The sequence below is a fragment of the Shewanella ulleungensis genome, from assembly GCF_014648315.1.
Classification (GTDB): domain Bacteria; phylum Pseudomonadota; class Gammaproteobacteria; order Enterobacterales; family Shewanellaceae; genus Shewanella; species Shewanella ulleungensis.
In genome coordinates this window covers 61,640-78,486 of sequence record NZ_BMQW01000007.1, presented here as the reverse complement: position 1 = coordinate 78,486, position 16,847 = coordinate 61,640, and the positions used below count along the sequence as shown (strand labels likewise).

The window sequence follows — 16,847 nt, the reverse complement described above, 5'->3', positions numbered from 1 at the left end:
ACAGCTTGTTAACGTATTCATATTAGCAACAATATACGCCATATATTGCGTAAATGTTCAAAAATAAAAAAGCGAACCTAAGGTTCGCTTTAATAATTAACTCTATGATTTAATTAAGCATCGGCTAATGAATAAGGTAATTCAATAATCGTCAATTGTGAGCTTTCATCGTCAGCGATACGCAGTTGCGCACTATTTTCGGTATCGTTGGGTAATACGGCAGTGAGAAGCACTTTATCGCCTTGTTGAACACACTCAATAATATTACCCCCACGGCGGAAACCATCCTCTAAGGCGATTTCTAATTGGGTTTCTGTCGTAATGGTCTGGCTGGTGGTGCCTGACAAAATATACAGAGCGCGTTTGTTGCCACCGCGATATTTCATTCTGGCGATGGTTTCTTGGCCCATGTAACAGCCTTTATTAAAGCTAATGCCATCGATGGCTTGTAGGTTACACATTTGGGCAACGTACTGGCCTGAATGACTGGCATCAATATTTGGGTAACCGGCTTTGATTTCTAATGCTTGCCACGCGCTGGCATCAACTAAAGTTTGCTGTGACGCATTGATTAACGCTGTCGCTTTTTCGTCAGTAATAATCACAATGAAACGTTCGCCATCACGCAGAACTGCGCCGCCGTCAACCAAGGTTAACGCTGCTGTGATATCGCCAAACTGCTGAGTAATAAACGCCTGTGCTTCGCTGCCTGCAACGCCAATCTTTTGGTATTGGCTGCTGACATCGGTGAGTTCTGCTTTACTGAATACCGCATACTTTTTTAGTTGCGGTAAATCAAGTTCAAGGGTCGATGTTGGCATGAGCATAAACAAACTGTCTGCAATGGCAAAGGTACGGAAGCTAGCGAGCATTTTGCCTTTAGGATCGCAGTGAGCACCCCATTTCCATTTGTCAGCGGTTAGTGAGGTTATGTCGGTTGTCACTTGGCCATGAATAAAGCTACGGCCCTGTTCGCCAGTTACCTCGATTAATCCCATGTGAGACAAACTTGATAACATTAATGCTGGAGAGGTGGTAATGAAGTCCCAATCTGGTTGGCTTGCTGAAATGGTCATAACGATCCCTAACGAAAGAATAAGACGATATGTTTTGAAGTGTAACGGATTAATACCATACTCAACAGAGGGCTAAGGCTTAAAGCCAATAAAAAAAGCTACCTTATGGACAAGGTAGCTTTTTGAACAACATAATTAACCCCAGTTAATTTGTCGTCAGGTTAAAACAATACTCGAGCACGAATCGTGCCTTCAATTGATTTCAGTTCAACTAATGCTTCTTCTGCTTGATCAGAATCGACTTCCATTACCACGTAACCGATTTCAGCTGTGGTTTGTAAGTATTGGGCAGCAATGTTGATGCCTTTTTCAGAAAACGCTTGGTTGATTTTAATCAACACACCTGGACGGTTCTGGTGAATATGCAATAAGCGCGAGGTACCACGGTGCTGTGCAAGTGATACTTCAGGGAAGTTAACCGCAGATAGGGTAGAACCGTTATCTGAGTATTTAACTAATTTACCCGCCACTTCAATACCAATGTTTTCCTGGGCTTCAGCTGTACTACCACCAATATGCGGTGTAAGTAATACATTGTCTAAGCCACGTAATGGCGACACAAATTCATCGTCATTTGATTTTGGCTCAACAGGGAATACATCAATTGCCGCCCCCGCTAAATGTTCTGAAGTTAATGCTTGAGCAAGATCGTCAATTTCAACGACGGTTCCGCGTGAAGCATTAATAAAGAAACTGCCCTGGCGCATTTTGGCAAACTCAGCTTTAGCAAACATATTCTTAGTTTGAGGCGTTTCTGGTACGTGTAAGCTCACAACATCAGCTTGGGCGAGTAATTCGTCCATTGAATGAATTTGCGACGCGTTACCTAGTGGTAATTTATCTTCGATATCAAAGAAAATCACTCTCATACCTAAGGTTTCAGCCAAAATACCCAGTTGAGTACCAATATGACCATAACCAATTACACCTAAGGTTTTTCCGCGCACTTCAACACTGCCGTTAGCGCTCTTTAACCAACCACCACGGTGTGAAAGCGCATTACGTTGTGGAATGCCACGCATTAGCATAATAATTTCGCCAATGACTAATTCGGCTACGCTTCGCGTATTGGAAAACGGTGCGTTGAAAACCGGAATACCCAGTTGTTCAGCTGTAGATAAGTCGACTTGGTTAGTGCCAATACAAAAACAGCCAATAGCGACTAGCTTTTCTGCATGGTGTAACACTTCAGCTGTGAGTTGAGTGCGCGAACGTAATCCAACAAAATGAGCATCTTTAATGGAGGCGAGTAACGCCTCTTCGCCTAATGAGGCTTTGTGATATTCAATATTGGTATAACCTGCACGTTCCAGTACATCAACCGCAGTTTGGTGGACGCCCTCCAACAGCAGGATTTTAATTTTATCCTTGTCAAGCGAGTGTTTCGCCATGATATGGGTACCCTCTCATCATTAAATGGTGCTTATGCTAATTCATAGACTATTAGTGTTAATGCATATACTTATAGTTGTGATATAAATGCGGACTTCCGACGCAATGCCAAAGTAGCACTTTTTTTAGAGCTTGTGGAGGGCTAGATGGCTAAAGTAATATTTTAAATTTAGAACAATATCGCAGATGAGGAATTTAGGATGAAAATGCGCGTAATATGGATAGCGATTTACCTGTTGGTATTGTTGTGGTCAGTGAGTGATCCCAAAGATATGTTTACATGGTGGCTAGAAGCCATCCCGGCTTTAATTGCCTTACCCATTCTATTTTTTAGTCGTAAACGTTTTCCGCTAACGTCTTTAGCTTATGGACTCATTTTGGTTCATTGTTGCGTGTTACTGGTTGGCGCAAGATTTACTTACGCAGAAGTACCTTGGTTTGACTGGCTAGCGCAGGTTATGGGAAGTGAGCGAAACAACTACGATAAAGTGGGTCACTTCGCCCAAGGTTTTATTCCGGTTATTTTAGCTCGTGAGATATTTATTCGTAATCAGGTAATGCAAATTGGCGCATGGTGTCAGTTTTTAGCGGTCTGTTTTGTATTAGCATTTTCGGCTTTTTATGAACTTATTGAGTGGTGGGTCGCAGCAGCCACAGGCGAAAATGCCGAAGCATTTTTGGGTACCCAAGGTTATGTGTGGGACACGCAGTCGGATATGTTTTTAGCTTTAATCGGTGGCATTGTAGCGTTGTTAGTTTTGACACCACTGCACAATAAACAAATTAAGCACATTATGACGCAAAGCCAACCCGTCACTTGATTTAATTTATCGAAAGTTAGTTGCAGTTATTGCAACATAACGGCTGCTAATTTGAGCCTTTAGTAGTGTAAAAGGATAACGATTGTCAGTCTAATGGCCTATTAATACTTTAGATTGACATAATAGTCCTCTGTACTAGCAAAAATTGGCTATTATTAACTTATATCACAAGAGCTTTTACAATTGAGCTTCAGTTGGTAATGTTAATCTAACTAAGCTTATGGGGGCCCATAAGCTGCTTAACTATTGTGATGAACACTTTAGGGTTATTACTCTAAAGTATTAAGTGTAATACAGATTGTTTGCTTTCCTAAAGCTTAATGCTAGTCAACGTGTTTCTTTTACGTATAGAATGTCGCTTAGGATGTGCTCAAGTATTCATGAGCAAAATTAGCTTTTCAGGGAGAAGAGTGATGAGTTCTAATATCGATGAGTTGGTGTTTTTACATCAAATCGCCGCACCATGCCATTTAGCTATTCTAGCTGAATCAATCGGCTTGAAAACCCGTATTGTCAAGCATGCGGCCGAGCTTGAACTTGATAAAAATGCCAATAACTTTTATCTCATTTCACAAAAAGGTGCAGCACTAGACGCAAAAGGTATTCCTTTACTAGTATCGCGTTTAGTTAATCATGTTCCTGTTGCATTATATCAAGTCGAACGCGGGTCATTAGACCAAGAGTCTGCATTATTACTGGGTGTGCGCGGGTTATTGTATAGCGACCAGCGTATGGACTTGATGTTAACTGGCCTAAGAAAAATGGTGTCTGATGAATTGTGGTACGACAGACCACTGATTAGTAAAATATTTAGACGCCTTGTAAAGCAGCTCGACACCAATACAGAATTGCCAGAAGAAACCGAAGCCATGATGCAGCGACTCACTAATCGTGAGCGAACGATTATTCAATTGGTTTCTAGTGGTGCGCGTAATAAAGAAATCGCTCAGCGGTTATGTATAAGCGAGCATACGGTAAAGGCACATGTGTCATCTATTTTTAGAAAGACAGAGTCTCGTAACCGTGTCGAATTACTTCGATGGGCCCAAACCTATCAAAGCCATTGTGAATTAGTGAGCTAAATGAATTGTAACATTGACTGACATTAAGGAGCTTCGGCTCCTTTTTTGTATTTTGTTTGTTTTTCTTTGAATTATTTATACGTAAGTGTCAGAGTAAAAAAACAAAAGTAAAATGAACAAGTCGACTTTGAAAGTCGAATAAATTGATAACAATAAAAATGGACTGTAATTATGAGTATTTGGTTTAGCAACGTTACCCTTGAGGATTGTGCTCGTTTAGATGCTGGGATGCAGGGAAAAGGCACATTAATGCAAACATTAGGCATTAAAATTACTGAAATTGGTGATGATTATATGGTGGCGACGATGCCAGCAAATCCATCTGTGCATAATCCGTTGGGGATCGTACATGGTGGCGCAAATGTAGCGTTAGCTGAGACTGTTGCCAGTTATGCAGCAAACTTTGTGGTCGACTTTACGCGTTATTATTGTGTCGGCCAGGAGATTAACGCTAACCATTTAAAGGCGTCACGCAATGGCGAACTAACAGCCACAGCTAAACCTGTGCATTTAGGCAAACGCAGTTCGGTTTGGGAAATCTTAATTCGTAATAGTGCGGGTGAGCTATGTTGTATTTCACGCATGACAGCTGCCGTAGTTGAGAGATAAACGACATAAGACGTTAATAACGTCATTATACTTTAGCAAAATCAACTGTAGATCAAAGTTTTAGTCTGATAGGTTTTATAGTATTGCTACAAGGTGTTTTACTTGATTAGCTATCACGAATGTAGCGCTTTCAATGAATTTAATGGCCTACCAATGTGATAATCACCTCTTTTATAAGGATAATTCATGGACAGTATTAATATCTGGGAATGGGTCGGTTACTTAGCTTCTGTTGTGGTCGCCATTTCATTGATGATGTCTGACATTAAAAAGCTACGCTGGTGGAATTTGATTGGTGCAGCTTTATTTGTCGCTTATGGTTTAGCGATTGACGCTATCCCCGTGGCACTAGTCAATTTTTTTATTGTACTCATTGATGTTTACTACCTCGTTAAGTTATATCGTGAACCGGCCTCAACCAATCAGTAAACAATAACGACATATTCGTTTGATAAAGCCAAAATGCAGATTTTGGCTTTTTTATTGCCCGCAATATACACATCATGACTTCTTAATCGTTTTTTTCAATGTCAACATTGCTATCTATGCTTTTAAATCGATTGAGGCTATCTATTTTAATCGTTTTAACTAATTGCTACGGGGTTATATTATCACTCCATCGATTGATGAGTTGAGTAAGGAAAATCATCATGGCAACAGTTTACGACATAATTGAGCAGTGGCTAACAGACCACGCATAGGAGCAAAACATGAATCAAGCTAACTATTTAACAAGTCAAAATGGTGCTCCAGTAGCAGACGATCAAAACTCTTTGTCGGCTGGTGAGCGTGGGCCGCTACTTTTACAAGATTGGCATTTAATTGAAAAGCTTGCCCACTTTAACCGCGAACGTATTCCTGAGCGTGTTGTGCATGCAAAAGGGACCGGTGTATACGGCACATTTACTTTAACCAAAGATTTAAGCGAATATACTATTGCCGACCATTTTAACGGTGTCGGTAAGCAGACTGAAACATTTGTCCGTTTCTCGACAGTAGGCGGTGAAATGGGGTCGGCTGATGCTGAGCGCGATCCACGCGGATTTGGATTACGTTTTTATACCGCACGTGGTAATCACGATATTGTTGGCAATAACACCCCAACGTTTTTTATTCGTGATGGTATTAAGTTTCCTGATTTTATCCATACTCAAAAACGCCACCCACAAACCAATTTAAAAGATCCACAAGCCATGTGGGACTTTTGGGCGTTAAATCCAGAGTCGATGCACCAAGTGACTATTTTGATGTCAGACCGTGGTATCCCGGCTAACTATCGTCAAATGCACGGTTATGGTTCGCATACATTTTCGTTCTGGAATGCCAAAGGCGAACGTTTTTGGGTTAAGTTTCACTTTAAGTCGCAACAAGGTGTGGTGAACTTAACGGGTGAGCAAGCGGATATCTTAAAAGGGATTGATCCTGATTCATCACAGCGCGACATGATGGTGGCCATTAACGATGCTAACTTCCCACGTTGGACCGTCAACGTACAAATTATGCCAGAGGCCGATGCAAACACCTATGCCATCAACCCGTTTGATTTAACTAAAGTGTGGCCGCACAGCGACTATCCACTCATTGAAGTGGGTGTACTTGAGCTAAATCGTTTACCGCAAAACTATTTTGCTGAAGTAGAGCAGGTGGCATTAGCACCAAGTAACTTAGTGCCAGGAGTAGGGGCATCGCCAGACAAAATGTTGCAGGCGAGATTATTTTCGTATGCTGATGCTCAACGATACCGCATTGGTACTAACTACAATCAGTTGCCGGTTAATTGCCCACATGCAGCCAAAGCAAATCATCATCAACGTGCTGGTGCTATGGCGGGGACACAGTGCCCTTATCAAGGGAGTCAAACTGGTGGTGACGCGAGTGTGAATTATGGGCCTAATACTCAAGCGCCATTAAATGAAGTGGTTGATTTTGCCGAACCACCATTACGTTTAGACGGGGAAGCTGCACGATATAGTCGTTATAACCAAGACGACTTTACCCAAGCAGGTAACTTATATCGACTATTCAGTGAAGAAGAGAAAGTGCGTTTAGTTGACACTATTGCAGGTTCATTACGTCAAACAACGTTAGCGGTTCAACAAACCATGGTTGACCATTTCACCCAAGCAGATGCGGATTATGGATTACGAGTTAAACAGGCTTTAAGTTAACATCAGTCTACGGTAGTAGATTTTATATAATACTAATAAAAACAGGAAGGCGTGCCTTCCTGTTTTTTATCATGATTTAGCGTGACATTTTATTTTTGTAACTTCATTAATTTATCAACTAATGCCAATTGTAATTGTCCGTATTGCGGCTGTCGCCACAAGAGTGAAAGTTGTTCAATCGGTCTTGTATCCATAGTGCTTTTATCTTGTGATAACGACTTTATGAGATGAGTAAATAATGTATGTAGCGGGTGACTTTCCTCTACATATAATGACATTGTGCGCTTGAGAAACTCAATACATTCAATTAACTGTATCCATAATAAAGCTTGTTGTTCTTTTGAGGTAACCGCTAAACGTTGTTCAATTAATTGCCATCGTTCCAATCCCATTGCAAGGGCTTGAACTGAGTGGGTATTACTGTCGTTTGAGGCTAGTTGAATATCGTCTAAAGGCGTTGTCTCGACGGGTTTGGATTTTCCGGCTAGTTGATAACCGCGCTGCGCCTTACTGGCTTTACCTAGACGAAGAGGCACGGATTGGGCAACAGCAATGGCGAGTGGTAACAACGCTGAAGCATGCCCAGAGAGTAATTCAAACTCCAGTTCGCAAATTGGTTCAATTTTGCCATTTGCAATAATTTCACCAATATCTAAAGCAACTTCAACGATACTGCCATCAACATTAATGTGCCATGTTTGACGGTTGAAGTTTGTTTCAAAGATACATTCAAGTGCAGAATTGATAGCGGCTATATTTTGTTCGTCTGGCCAAATTTTATGCGGGAAAAGTGATAGGTCCGGCACTTTTTGAATAATTCTGACATTATATTCTGGACGTGAATGGATGCCTCCTACAACACTACCTGCTGTTTTTATGGTCTGTTCGAGTTGATCATCAAAGCCTCTTACACGTAACCCCATATCCCAACGACGCAGTTGTAAATCTGTTGTATCAAAATATCCATTAGACAGTTTTTTTGACCCTTGGGGAGATGAATGAGGTAGTTCATTCAATATTTTTTTTAATAAATCATGATCTTGTTGTTGAATGAAGAGTTTCAACTCTATTTCAGTGTCCATTTACTTTTAGCCTTAACTGTAATCAAATGTTCATTAATGCGTCATAATATGTTCATAATGTCATATTGTTGTAATAAAAATATCTTAGGATAGCCTTGCTCGCATCATATATAATGAGCAACGATAACTGAGAAGCTGTGTGTTACAAAATTAAAAAACACAGTTTCATTATGCGGACGCTTGGGTTAACATGCGCCCGCTTTTTCCAAACTGGAATTAATTAAATAGGTAAACGGCAATGCCAGTAAACTCTATTTTAGGTGTGTTTGCAAAATCACCTCTTAAGCCTTTAGAACTGCATATTGACAAAGTAAACGAGTGTGCATTACTTCTTGTTCCGTTCTTTGACGCAACTATTTCAGGCGACTGGGATGAAGCGATAAAGATCCGCAAACAGATTAGTTTGTTGGAAAAAGATGCTGATTCACTTAAGCGCGAGATCCGCCTCACATTACCCGGTGGATTGTTCATGCCAGTTGAGCGAACTGACTTGCTTGAGTTATTAACTCAACAAGACAAGATTGCAAACACGGCAAAAGATATCTCTGGTCGTATTATCGGCCGTCAATTAGTCCTTCCTCAGCCTGTCCAAGCTGCTTTCGGTGCCTATCTTAAACGTTGTTTAGATGCCGTGTCTTTAGCTAAGCAAGCTATTAACGAGCTCGACGATTTACTCGAAACCGGTTTCCGTGGTCGTGAAGTTGAGTTGGTTGCCAAAATGATCAATGAACTCGATATTATCGAAGAAGATTCTGATGATTTACAAATTCAAGTGCGTCGTCAGTTGTACGCATTAGAAGATGGTTTGAATCCTATTGATGTGATGTTCATGTATAAAATTATCGAATGGGTTGGAGGTTTAGCAGATATTGCTGAGCGTGTCGGTTCCCGCCTAGAGCTAATGTTAGCTCGTAATTAATCACAAGGTTATCAAGGAAACAACATGGTTGATGTATTAGTCACCAATGGCCCAATGCTTATTATGCTTGCGGCAACATTTGGATTTTTGATGGCATGGGGTATCGGCGCAAACGACGTAGCCAATGCCATGGGAACCTCAGTAGGTTCTAACGCCATTACTATTAAACAAGCCATCATTATTGCAATGATCTTTGAATTCGCCGGTGCTTTTTTAGCTGGTGGAGAAGTCACCAGCACTATCCGTAAGGGGATTATTGACGCGAGTTTCTTCACTGAAACGCCTGAGTTATTAGTCTACGGTATGATAGGTTCATTACTTGCTGCTGGCATCTGGTTAGTTGTTGCTTCTGCACTAGGCTGGCCTGTATCAACAACACATTCTATTATTGGTGCGATTGTTGGTTTTGCTGCAGTCGGTGTGAACATTGACTCTGTTTCATGGGGAGCAGTCGGTGGAATCGTTGGTTCATGGGTGGTGACTCCTGCAATTTCAGGTTTTATTGCGTTTATTATTTTCCAAAGCGTACAAAAGCTGATTTTCAATACAGATGACCCATTAAGCAGCGCTAAACGTTATGTGCCTTTTTACATGGCGATTGCTGGCTTTGTAATGTCACTAGTGACAATTACCAAAGGCTTAAAACACGTTGGTTTGCATTTCTCTACCACTGAAGCATATATGTTAGCGATAGTGGTTGCCGTAATTGTTGGTCTTATTGGTAAAGTCGCTATTGGCCGCTTAAAAATGAGCGAAAAAGCGGATTTAAAAACCCAATATGGCAACGTAGAGAAAGTATTCGCTATTTTAATGGTCGTTACCGCCTGTTGTATGGCATTCGCTCACGGTTCAAACGATGTTGCAAATGCGATTGGCCCATTAGCTGCGGTAGTGTCTATCGTTGAAAGTGGTGGCGTGATTGGCTCTAAAGCTGTCTTAAACTGGTGGATTTTACCATTAGGGGCTGTGGGTATTGTATTAGGTTTGGCTATTTTTGGTCAGCGCGTAATGCAAACTATCGGTAAAAACATTACTCACTTAACGCCTAGTCGTGGTTTTGCCGCTGAATTAGCAGCAGCATCAACTGTGGTACTTGCTTCTGGCACTGGTTTACCTATCTCTACTACTCAAACCTTAGTGGGCGCAGTATTAGGTGTGGGAATGGCTCGTGGTATTGCGGCGATTAACATCGGTGTAGTGCGTAATATTGTTGTGTCTTGGGTTGTAACCTTGCCTGCAGGCGCTGCATTATCGATAGTGTTCTTTTACATTATCAAAGGTATCTTTAGTTAATTTAACTATCGAACCGCGCACATTTGTAAAAATATGAATGTTTAAATGCATTTAAGAAGGAAGTCATATGACTTCCTTCTTGCATTCAGGGCATTTAATAAATAGCATGACAACAAGTTTACAACGTTTGGATAATTACTCGTGTTAAGACTGCTTTCAATCTTTATTTTAGTGCTTGCGCCAAGTGGTGTTTTTGCTGCGCCAGCTGAACCTGATTATATCTCTGATGATGTGTTCACCTACCTCCATGGTGGACCAGGAAAGGAGTTTCGAATTATTGGTAGCGTAGAAGCAGGGCAACCAATTACATTACTGGATAATACCGAAGGCGACTTTACCCAAATTATCGATCATAAAGGTCGTGAAGGTTGGGTATTAACTAGTTTAGTCACCGACAAGCCTAGCTATCGCGTACGTTTTCCTGATATGGAAGCGCAATTAAGACAGGCGAACGAACAACTGAATAAAGAGTCGTTGAGCACAGATAATACCGAAGAATATTTGAACCTAGCGAATGAGAAAGTCGCGGAGTTGACCACCTCATTAGCATTGGCAATTAAACAGCGTGATGAAGCCCAATCTAAAATTTCACAAGCGGCTGATGATCAACGCTATGAATTATGGCAACAAGGCGGATTGATTGGTGGTTTAGGCGCATTAATTGGTATTATTTTGGTTTACTTACCTCGTCCACAACGTCGTCAGAAAAACCGCTGGATGTAAATTCAAATAACGGTGATTAAACCGTTAGCGATGAAATATTCGACTTTAAAGGCCAACAATTAAAACGTTGGCCTTTTTATTTTGTCTTTTTTGATGAAATTAATTCATCTATTCCTATTTTAGCACTTACTGTTAAAAGCATTATTAATCATGCGATTATATTTTTTAATGTCTGCAGGTAAGGTTGTTCGACCTTAAATTTTTTATTAATTCAATAGTGCTAATCAAACATTCAACATCAAGGTTCTAACTATAGTGTCCAAGTTCACATTTTGAATGTATAATCGCCAAAAATCAGATCGTACATTGTATACAAAATAAAATATTCGTGAATACAGTGTCCATTCAACAACCATAATAACCATCCTTAACCTGACCTGATGGAAGCGAATACTATGTTCAAAGCGAGTGAAGTACTAGACGGCCGCTACGACAATGCCACCCTTGATGAGCTGTTTACTGCAGTGACTAACAATTACATTGTCGATGAAGAACAATATCTGTCTGAATTAATTAAACTTGTACCTTCGTCTGAGCAAGACATTGAGCAAGTTACTCGTCGTGCCCATGAGCTTGTGAGCAAAGTGCGTCAGTTTGAGAAAAAAGGTCTTATGGTCGGTATTGATGCATTTTTGCAACAATACAGCCTAGAGACTCAAGAAGGCATTATCTTAATGTGCTTAGCTGAAGCGTTATTACGTATTCCTGACGCTGCCACTGCTGATGCCTTAATCCAAGATAAATTGTCGGGTGCGAAGTGGGATGAGCATTTAAATAAGAGTGACTCATTACTGGTTAATGCTTCTACATGGGGCTTAATGTTAACGGGTCGGATTGTAAAATTAGACCGTAACATTGATGGCTCGCCGAGTAACCTGCTTAAACGTCTAGTGAATCGCGTCGGTGAACCGATGATCCGCCAGGCGATGCTGGCAGCAATGAAGATCATGGGCAAGCAGTTTGTATTAGGTCAAGACGTTAAAGAAGCACTTAAAAATAGTGAAGCTAAACGTAAGTTAGGGTACACCCACAGCTATGACATGCTAGGTGAAGCGGCACTGACGGCAAGTGATGCACAAAAGTATTTTAACGATTACAGCAACGCTATTCGTGACTTAGGTGCGCAGCAATATGATGTCTCTGACTCGCCAAGACCCACCATCTCAATCAAATTATCAGCATTGCACCCTCGTTATGAAGTGGCTAACGAAGACCGTGTATTAAGCGAATTATACGACACGGTCATTACGCTAATCGTGCAAGCTCGTGAACTTAATATTGGTATTTCAATTGATGCTGAAGAAGTCGATCGTCTCGAGTTGTCACTCAAATTATTTAAGCAGTTATATCAATCAGAAGCTGCCAAAGGTTGGGGCTTATTAGGCATAGTGGTCCAAGCATATTCTAAGCGTTGTTTACCGGTGCTGTGTTGGTTAACTCGCTTAGCAAAAGATCAAGGCGATGAAATTCCACTGCGTTTAGTAAAAGGGGCATATTGGGACAGTGAGCTTAAATGGGCACAACAAGCGGGCGAGTCAGGCTACCCATTATATACCCGTAAAGCTGGCACCGATGTATCGTATTTAGCATGCGCTCGATATTTATTATCTGATACTACTCGTGGTGCTATTTATCCTCAGTTTGCGACTCACAATGCACAAACAGTTGCCAGCATTGATGCTATGGCAGGCGATCGTATATATGAATTTCAACGCTTGCACGGTATGGGCCAAGAGCTCTACGACACAATGTTGGCTGAAAGCGGTGCTAAAGCGGTACGTATTTATGCGCCAATTGGTGCTCATAAAGATTTGTTGCCGTATCTTGTGCGTCGTCTGCTTGAAAACGGTGCCAACACCTCATTTGTTCACAAATTAGTTGACCCAAATACACCAATCGACAGCCTGGTTGTTCACCCATTGGTGACATTATTGGGCTATAAGTCGTTAGCTAACCATAAAATTGTTCAACCAGCTGATATTTTCGGTGCAGAACGTAAGAACTCTAAAGGATTAAACATGAACATTATTTCTGAATCAGAGCCATTTTTTGCTGCACTGGATAAATACAGCGATACTCAATGGACTGCAGGCCCATTAGTAAACGGTAAAACGTTAACAGGTGAAGTTCAAACCGTTGTTAGTCCATATGATACTTCGCTAACCGTTGGTTCAGTGGCTTTTGCTGATGCCAATGCTATTGAGCAAGCCATTGCAGGTGCTGATGCCGCTTTTGCTGGCTGGGCACGTACACCAGTTGAAACGCGTGCTAACGCATTACAAAAGTTAGCTGACTTATTAGAAGAAAACCGCGAAGAATTGATTGCACTGTGTACCCGCGAAGCAGGTAAGAGCATTCAAGATGGTATCGATGAAGTACGTGAAGCCGTAGATTTTTGCCGTTATTATGCCGTGCAAGCTAAGAAGATGATGGCTAAGCCAGAATTGCTTCCTGGCCCAACAGGCGAGTTAAACGAGCTATTTTTACAAGGTCGCGGCATTTTTGTATGTATCAGCCCATGGAACTTCCCATTAGCGATTTTCTTAGGCCAAGTCTCTGCCGCGCTAGCCGCGGGTAATACCGTTATTGCTAAACCTGCGGAACAAACATGTTTAGTGGGTTTCCGTGCGGTTCAGTTAGCTCACCAAGCAGGCATTCCAACAGATGTATTGCAGTTCCTACCGGGTACTGGTGCTGTGGTTGGTTCGGCTATTACTGCAGATGAACGTATTGGTGGGGTATGTTTTACCGGCTCTACGGGTACAGCTAAGTTAATTAACCGTACCTTGGCAAACCGTGATGGTGCAATTATCCCATTAATTGCTGAAACAGGCGGCCAAAATGCCATGGTGGTTGACTCAACCTCACAACCTGAGCAAGTGGTAAATGACGTGGTTTCGTCATCATTTACCAGTGCAGGTCAGCGTTGCTCTGCGTTACGAGTATTATTTTTACAAGAAGATATTGCTGAGCGCGTCATTGAGGTGATGAAAGGCGCCATGGAGCAATTAGTGATTGGCAACCCAAGTTCAGTGAAAACTGATGTGGGTCCAGTGATTGATGCCACAGCTAAAGCAAATTTAAATGCGCATATTGATCACATTAGCCAAGTGGGTAAGTTGATCAATAAACTTGATTTACCCGCTGGGACTGAAAACGGCCACTTTGTTGCACCTACTGCAGTAGAAATAAACTCTATTAAGTTACTTGAAAAAGAACATTTTGGACCAATTTTGCATGTTATTCGTTACAAGGCCGCAGATCTTGCTAAAGTGATTGATGAAATCAACAGTACAGGTTTTGGTTTAACCTTAGGGATCCACAGCCGTAATGAAGGTCATGCGTTGTCTTTAGCAGACAAAGTTAATGTAGGTAACGTATACATTAACCGTAACCAAATTGGAGCCGTGGTCGGCGTGCAACCATTTGGTGGCCAAGGTTTGTCAGGCACAGGCCCTAAAGCGGGTGGCCCACACTACTTAACTCGCTTTGTGACAGAAAAGACTCGCACTAATAATATTACCGCTATTGGTGGAAACGCGACTTTATTGTCTTTAGGTGATGCTGAAGAGTAAGTATTACTACATTTTACAGTAATCGCGAGTAAAAGATTTTGCCTTATTAGCCCACTAAAAGTGGGCTTTTTTAATGTTATCCATGCTGAATTAATGTTGAGTCGGCACGTTATTTCGTTTCAAACCGCGGTTAACATTAGTACACATTTTGCCAAAGCGGCTGATATCACCTAATGAAGGTATGACTCCTTGGGCCATTGCTGCTTCCCAATAATTGATTTCAGCGTCGACTAAATCTAATAGTTTTTTAGGGCAACCTACGCAAGTATTGTTTGGCCCACAGCTAAAAACATCAGCCTGATCTAACGGGAAGGTGATTTTGACTTGAGTGATGAGTCGTTTCATCGCTGTCATTCTGTCTGGTTTACGTTCCATAACTAACCTTATTTTGTGTTAGTGAACACTTGTCAGGTTAGCAAATCCGCATTAGGTTAGTCGTAACATAAATCAATAATTAGATAGAAAAATAGCACTAAATCGATAAATTGATTATGTTTATGTAAAATGTTTGTAGCAGTTATCAGGTTTTAGAGTAAATTTAACTACGGAAGCAAAGAAGTCTAGACGTCTAGATTGACATGACTGTAAAGTTCTCTTATTCTTGGCTCAACTTGTTAAGATGCGACTGCAGTATTTAGCATTATTTTATCCATGCTAAATAATCACCGATGACAGAGATTGTGTCGTACTCGCTTTTCTCATCCGACAACCCCTAATCGTTAAGATAAAGAGAGACTACTTTGACCAAACCAACTCCATCACCAACGACAGCACTCAATAGTCCTGCTTCGTTTGTGGCCTTACTGCCCTTATTTGTATTTTTGGGTTTATTTATTGGCGCTGGCTTATATTTTCAAAGCCAAGGTGTTGATTATGCGTTTTATCAATTACCAAGTGTGATTGCGATTTTGCCAGCCATTGTATTGGCGGTATTGTTATCTAAGCAGCATATTAACCAAGCTATTGAAACGTTTATCGAAGGTATCGGACATAGCAATATTATTGCTATGTGTTTGATCTATTTACTTGCCGGAGCATTTGCTGCGGTTGCCAAAGCCACTGGCGGTGTTGATGCAACTGTCGCGCTAGGGTTATCTTTTATTCCGTCTAATTTATTATTGCCAGGTTTCTTTGTTATTGCTGCATTTATCGCAACCTCTATGGGGACATCAATGGGCACCATTGCTGCCGTTGCTCCCGTTGCATTAGGGGTGGCTGATCAGGCTCAGATTGACTATGCACTGATGGCTGGCGCAGTGATGTCGGGCGCGTTATTTGGTGACAACTTGTCTATTATTTCAGATACCACTATTGCCGCTACCCGTACTCAAGGCTGTGAGATGAAAGATAAATTTCGTGAGAACCTAGTCTTTTCTATCCCAGCATCAATCATCACTTTGGTGTTATTTGCACTGGCTGGTCAAGGCCAGGCAGATATTGCGACGCAAGATATCGATATGTTAAAAGTTATCCCATACTTAACTATTTTGGTCCTTGCTGTGGCAGGGCTTAACGTATTTGTCGTGTTGTCTTTAGGCATTGTACTTGCTGGTGCAACTGGGGTGTTTACTTCGGAATATACCGTTATCCAAATGGGCAATGATATTTACACTGGATTTACCAACATGCAGGAGATTTTTATTCTGTCTATGTTGGTTGGTGGTTTAGCAGCGTTAATGCAACAACAAGGTGGATTAACTTTTGTCAGTCAGCTCGTTGAAAAGTTAATTAGTCGATTTTCTAAAGCGAATGGTGAAGCGTCAACCCGTGCAGCAGAGCTAGGCATGGCCGCTATTGTTGCCGCGACGAATACTTGCGTAGCCAACAATACTGTGTCGATTGTCGTTACAGGTGATATTGCCAAAGAGTTGGCCGAGAAACACGGTGTTAGCCCAAAACGCGCCGCCAGTATTCTCGATATCTTTGCTTGTATCATCCAAGGATTAATTCCTCATGGCGCACAAGCATTGTTAATTGCATCAGTCTTTACCATTAGTCCACTAACAGCAGTATCCAATGCTTGGTATTGCATGGTATTAGCCGTGACGGCTGTTGCTATTGTGATTTTGCGTAAGCGGGCTTAATAAGCAAAAGAACACCATTGTTA

At 41.4% G+C, this 16,847-nt stretch carries 14 protein-coding genes; 10 read left to right on the top strand and 4 right to left on the bottom strand.

The window, feature by feature from the left end; genetic code table 11:
- Positions 1-113 precede the first annotated feature (113 nt).
- Together ygfZ and serA are read right to left on the bottom strand one after the other, a co-directional pair.
- Entirely contained in the window at positions 114-1,076 is a 963-nt protein-coding gene (ygfZ, locus tag IEY40_RS13935) for a tRNA-modifying protein YgfZ (protein WP_188957201.1), read from the bottom strand.
- A 161-nt stretch (positions 1,077-1,237) separates the two neighbouring features.
- Positions 1,238-2,467 (bottom strand): phosphoglycerate dehydrogenase, encoded by a 1,230-nt coding sequence (gene serA / locus IEY40_RS13930; protein WP_188957199.1) that lies wholly within the window; start codon positions 2,465-2,467, stop codon positions 1,238-1,240.
- A 201-nt stretch (positions 2,468-2,668) separates the two neighbouring features.
- Between serA and IEY40_RS13925 the strand changes: the two genes are divergently transcribed.
- From IEY40_RS13925 to katB, 5 genes are all read left to right on the top strand, one after another.
- Complete coding sequence (locus IEY40_RS13925; protein WP_188957197.1) at positions 2,669-3,289, top strand: DUF2238 domain-containing protein; 621 nt, start codon at positions 2,669-2,671, stop codon at positions 3,287-3,289.
- Between the two features lie 413 nt (positions 3,290-3,702).
- Positions 3,703-4,371: a helix-turn-helix transcriptional regulator gene (locus IEY40_RS13920; RefSeq protein WP_188957195.1), complete on the top strand. Its 669-nt coding sequence runs from the start codon at positions 3,703-3,705 to the stop codon at positions 4,369-4,371.
- Positions 4,372-4,542: 171 nt separating this feature from the next.
- Positions 4,543-4,980, top strand: coding sequence for a PaaI family thioesterase (locus tag IEY40_RS13915; RefSeq protein ID WP_188957193.1), 438 nt, complete (start codon positions 4,543-4,545; stop codon positions 4,978-4,980).
- A 186-nt stretch (positions 4,981-5,166) separates the two neighbouring features.
- Positions 5,167-5,409 (top strand): YgjV family protein, encoded by a 243-nt coding sequence (locus IEY40_RS13910; protein WP_188957191.1) that lies wholly within the window; start codon positions 5,167-5,169, stop codon positions 5,407-5,409.
- Positions 5,410-5,690: 281 nt separating this feature from the next.
- Positions 5,691-7,148, top strand: coding sequence for a catalase KatB (katB, locus tag IEY40_RS13905; protein ID WP_188957189.1), 1,458 nt, complete (start codon positions 5,691-5,693; stop codon positions 7,146-7,148).
- A gap of 89 nt (positions 7,149-7,237) precedes the next feature.
- On the opposite strand, the gene IEY40_RS13900 is transcribed toward katB, so the two are convergent.
- Positions 7,238-8,230, bottom strand: a complete 993-nt coding sequence (locus IEY40_RS13900) for a CYTH domain-containing protein (RefSeq protein WP_188957188.1) — start codon at positions 8,228-8,230, stop codon at positions 7,238-7,240.
- A 238-nt stretch (positions 8,231-8,468) separates the two neighbouring features.
- Here IEY40_RS13900 and IEY40_RS13895 point away from each other — a divergent pair, with 238 nt between their 5' ends.
- The 4 genes from IEY40_RS13895 (at position 8,469) to putA (ending at position 14,740) form a co-directional block, all read left to right on the top strand.
- Complete coding sequence (locus tag IEY40_RS13895; protein WP_188957186.1) at positions 8,469-9,149, top strand: TIGR00153 family protein; 681 nt, start codon at positions 8,469-8,471, stop codon at positions 9,147-9,149.
- 24 nt (positions 9,150-9,173) lie between these two features.
- The gene (locus IEY40_RS13890) at positions 9,174-10,442 is read left to right on the top strand and encodes an inorganic phosphate transporter (RefSeq protein WP_188957184.1); all 1,269 of its coding nucleotides are present in this window, start codon (positions 9,174-9,176) and stop codon (positions 10,440-10,442) included.
- A 141-nt stretch (positions 10,443-10,583) separates the two neighbouring features.
- Complete coding sequence (locus IEY40_RS13885; protein WP_188957182.1) at positions 10,584-11,165, top strand: TIGR04211 family SH3 domain-containing protein; 582 nt, start codon at positions 10,584-10,586, stop codon at positions 11,163-11,165.
- A 380-nt stretch (positions 11,166-11,545) separates the two neighbouring features.
- The gene (gene putA, locus IEY40_RS13880; RefSeq protein WP_188957181.1) at positions 11,546-14,740 is read left to right on the top strand and encodes a bifunctional proline dehydrogenase/L-glutamate gamma-semialdehyde dehydrogenase PutA; all 3,195 of its coding nucleotides are present in this window, start codon (positions 11,546-11,548) and stop codon (positions 14,738-14,740) included.
- Positions 14,741-14,830: 90 nt separating this feature from the next.
- Here putA and IEY40_RS13875 read toward each other — a convergent pair whose 3' ends face one another.
- The gene (locus tag IEY40_RS13875; protein ID WP_188957179.1) at positions 14,831-15,115 is read right to left on the bottom strand and encodes a hypothetical protein; all 285 of its coding nucleotides are present in this window, start codon (positions 15,113-15,115) and stop codon (positions 14,831-14,833) included.
- 365 nt (positions 15,116-15,480) lie between these two features.
- On the opposite strand from IEY40_RS13875, the gene IEY40_RS13870 reads away from it, so the two are divergent.
- Positions 15,481-16,824, top strand: a complete 1,344-nt coding sequence (locus IEY40_RS13870; protein ID WP_188957177.1) for a Na+/H+ antiporter NhaC family protein — start codon at positions 15,481-15,483, stop codon at positions 16,822-16,824.
- The last annotated feature ends 23 nt before the right edge of the window (positions 16,825-16,847 follow it).

Excerpts from the sequence above, each read along its gene's own strand:
- ygfZ (WP_188957201.1), bottom strand. The coding sequence starts at position 1,076 with ATGACCATTTCAGCAAGCCAACCAGATTGGGACTTCATTACCACCTCT.
- serA (WP_188957199.1), bottom strand. The coding sequence starts at position 2,467 with ATGGCGAAACACTCGCTTGACAAGGATAAAATTAAAATCCTGCTGTTG.
- IEY40_RS13925 (WP_188957197.1), top strand. The coding sequence starts at position 2,669 with ATGAAAATGCGCGTAATATGGATAGCGATTTACCTGTTGGTATTGTTG.
- IEY40_RS13920 (WP_188957195.1), top strand. The coding sequence starts at position 3,703 with ATGAGTTCTAATATCGATGAGTTGGTGTTTTTACATCAAATCGCCGCA.
- IEY40_RS13915 (WP_188957193.1), top strand. The coding sequence starts at position 4,543 with ATGAGTATTTGGTTTAGCAACGTTACCCTTGAGGATTGTGCTCGTTTA.
- IEY40_RS13910 (WP_188957191.1), top strand. The coding sequence starts at position 5,167 with ATGGACAGTATTAATATCTGGGAATGGGTCGGTTACTTAGCTTCTGTT.
- katB (WP_188957189.1), top strand. The coding sequence starts at position 5,691 with ATGAATCAAGCTAACTATTTAACAAGTCAAAATGGTGCTCCAGTAGCA.
- IEY40_RS13900 (WP_188957188.1), bottom strand. The coding sequence starts at position 8,230 with ATGGACACTGAAATAGAGTTGAAACTCTTCATTCAACAACAAGATCAT.
- IEY40_RS13895 (WP_188957186.1), top strand. The coding sequence starts at position 8,469 with ATGCCAGTAAACTCTATTTTAGGTGTGTTTGCAAAATCACCTCTTAAG.
- IEY40_RS13890 (WP_188957184.1), top strand. The coding sequence starts at position 9,174 with ATGGTTGATGTATTAGTCACCAATGGCCCAATGCTTATTATGCTTGCG.
- putA (WP_188957181.1), top strand. The coding sequence starts at position 11,546 with ATGGAAGCGAATACTATGTTCAAAGCGAGTGAAGTACTAGACGGCCGC.
- IEY40_RS13875 (WP_188957179.1), bottom strand. The coding sequence starts at position 15,115 with ATGGAACGTAAACCAGACAGAATGACAGCGATGAAACGACTCATCACT.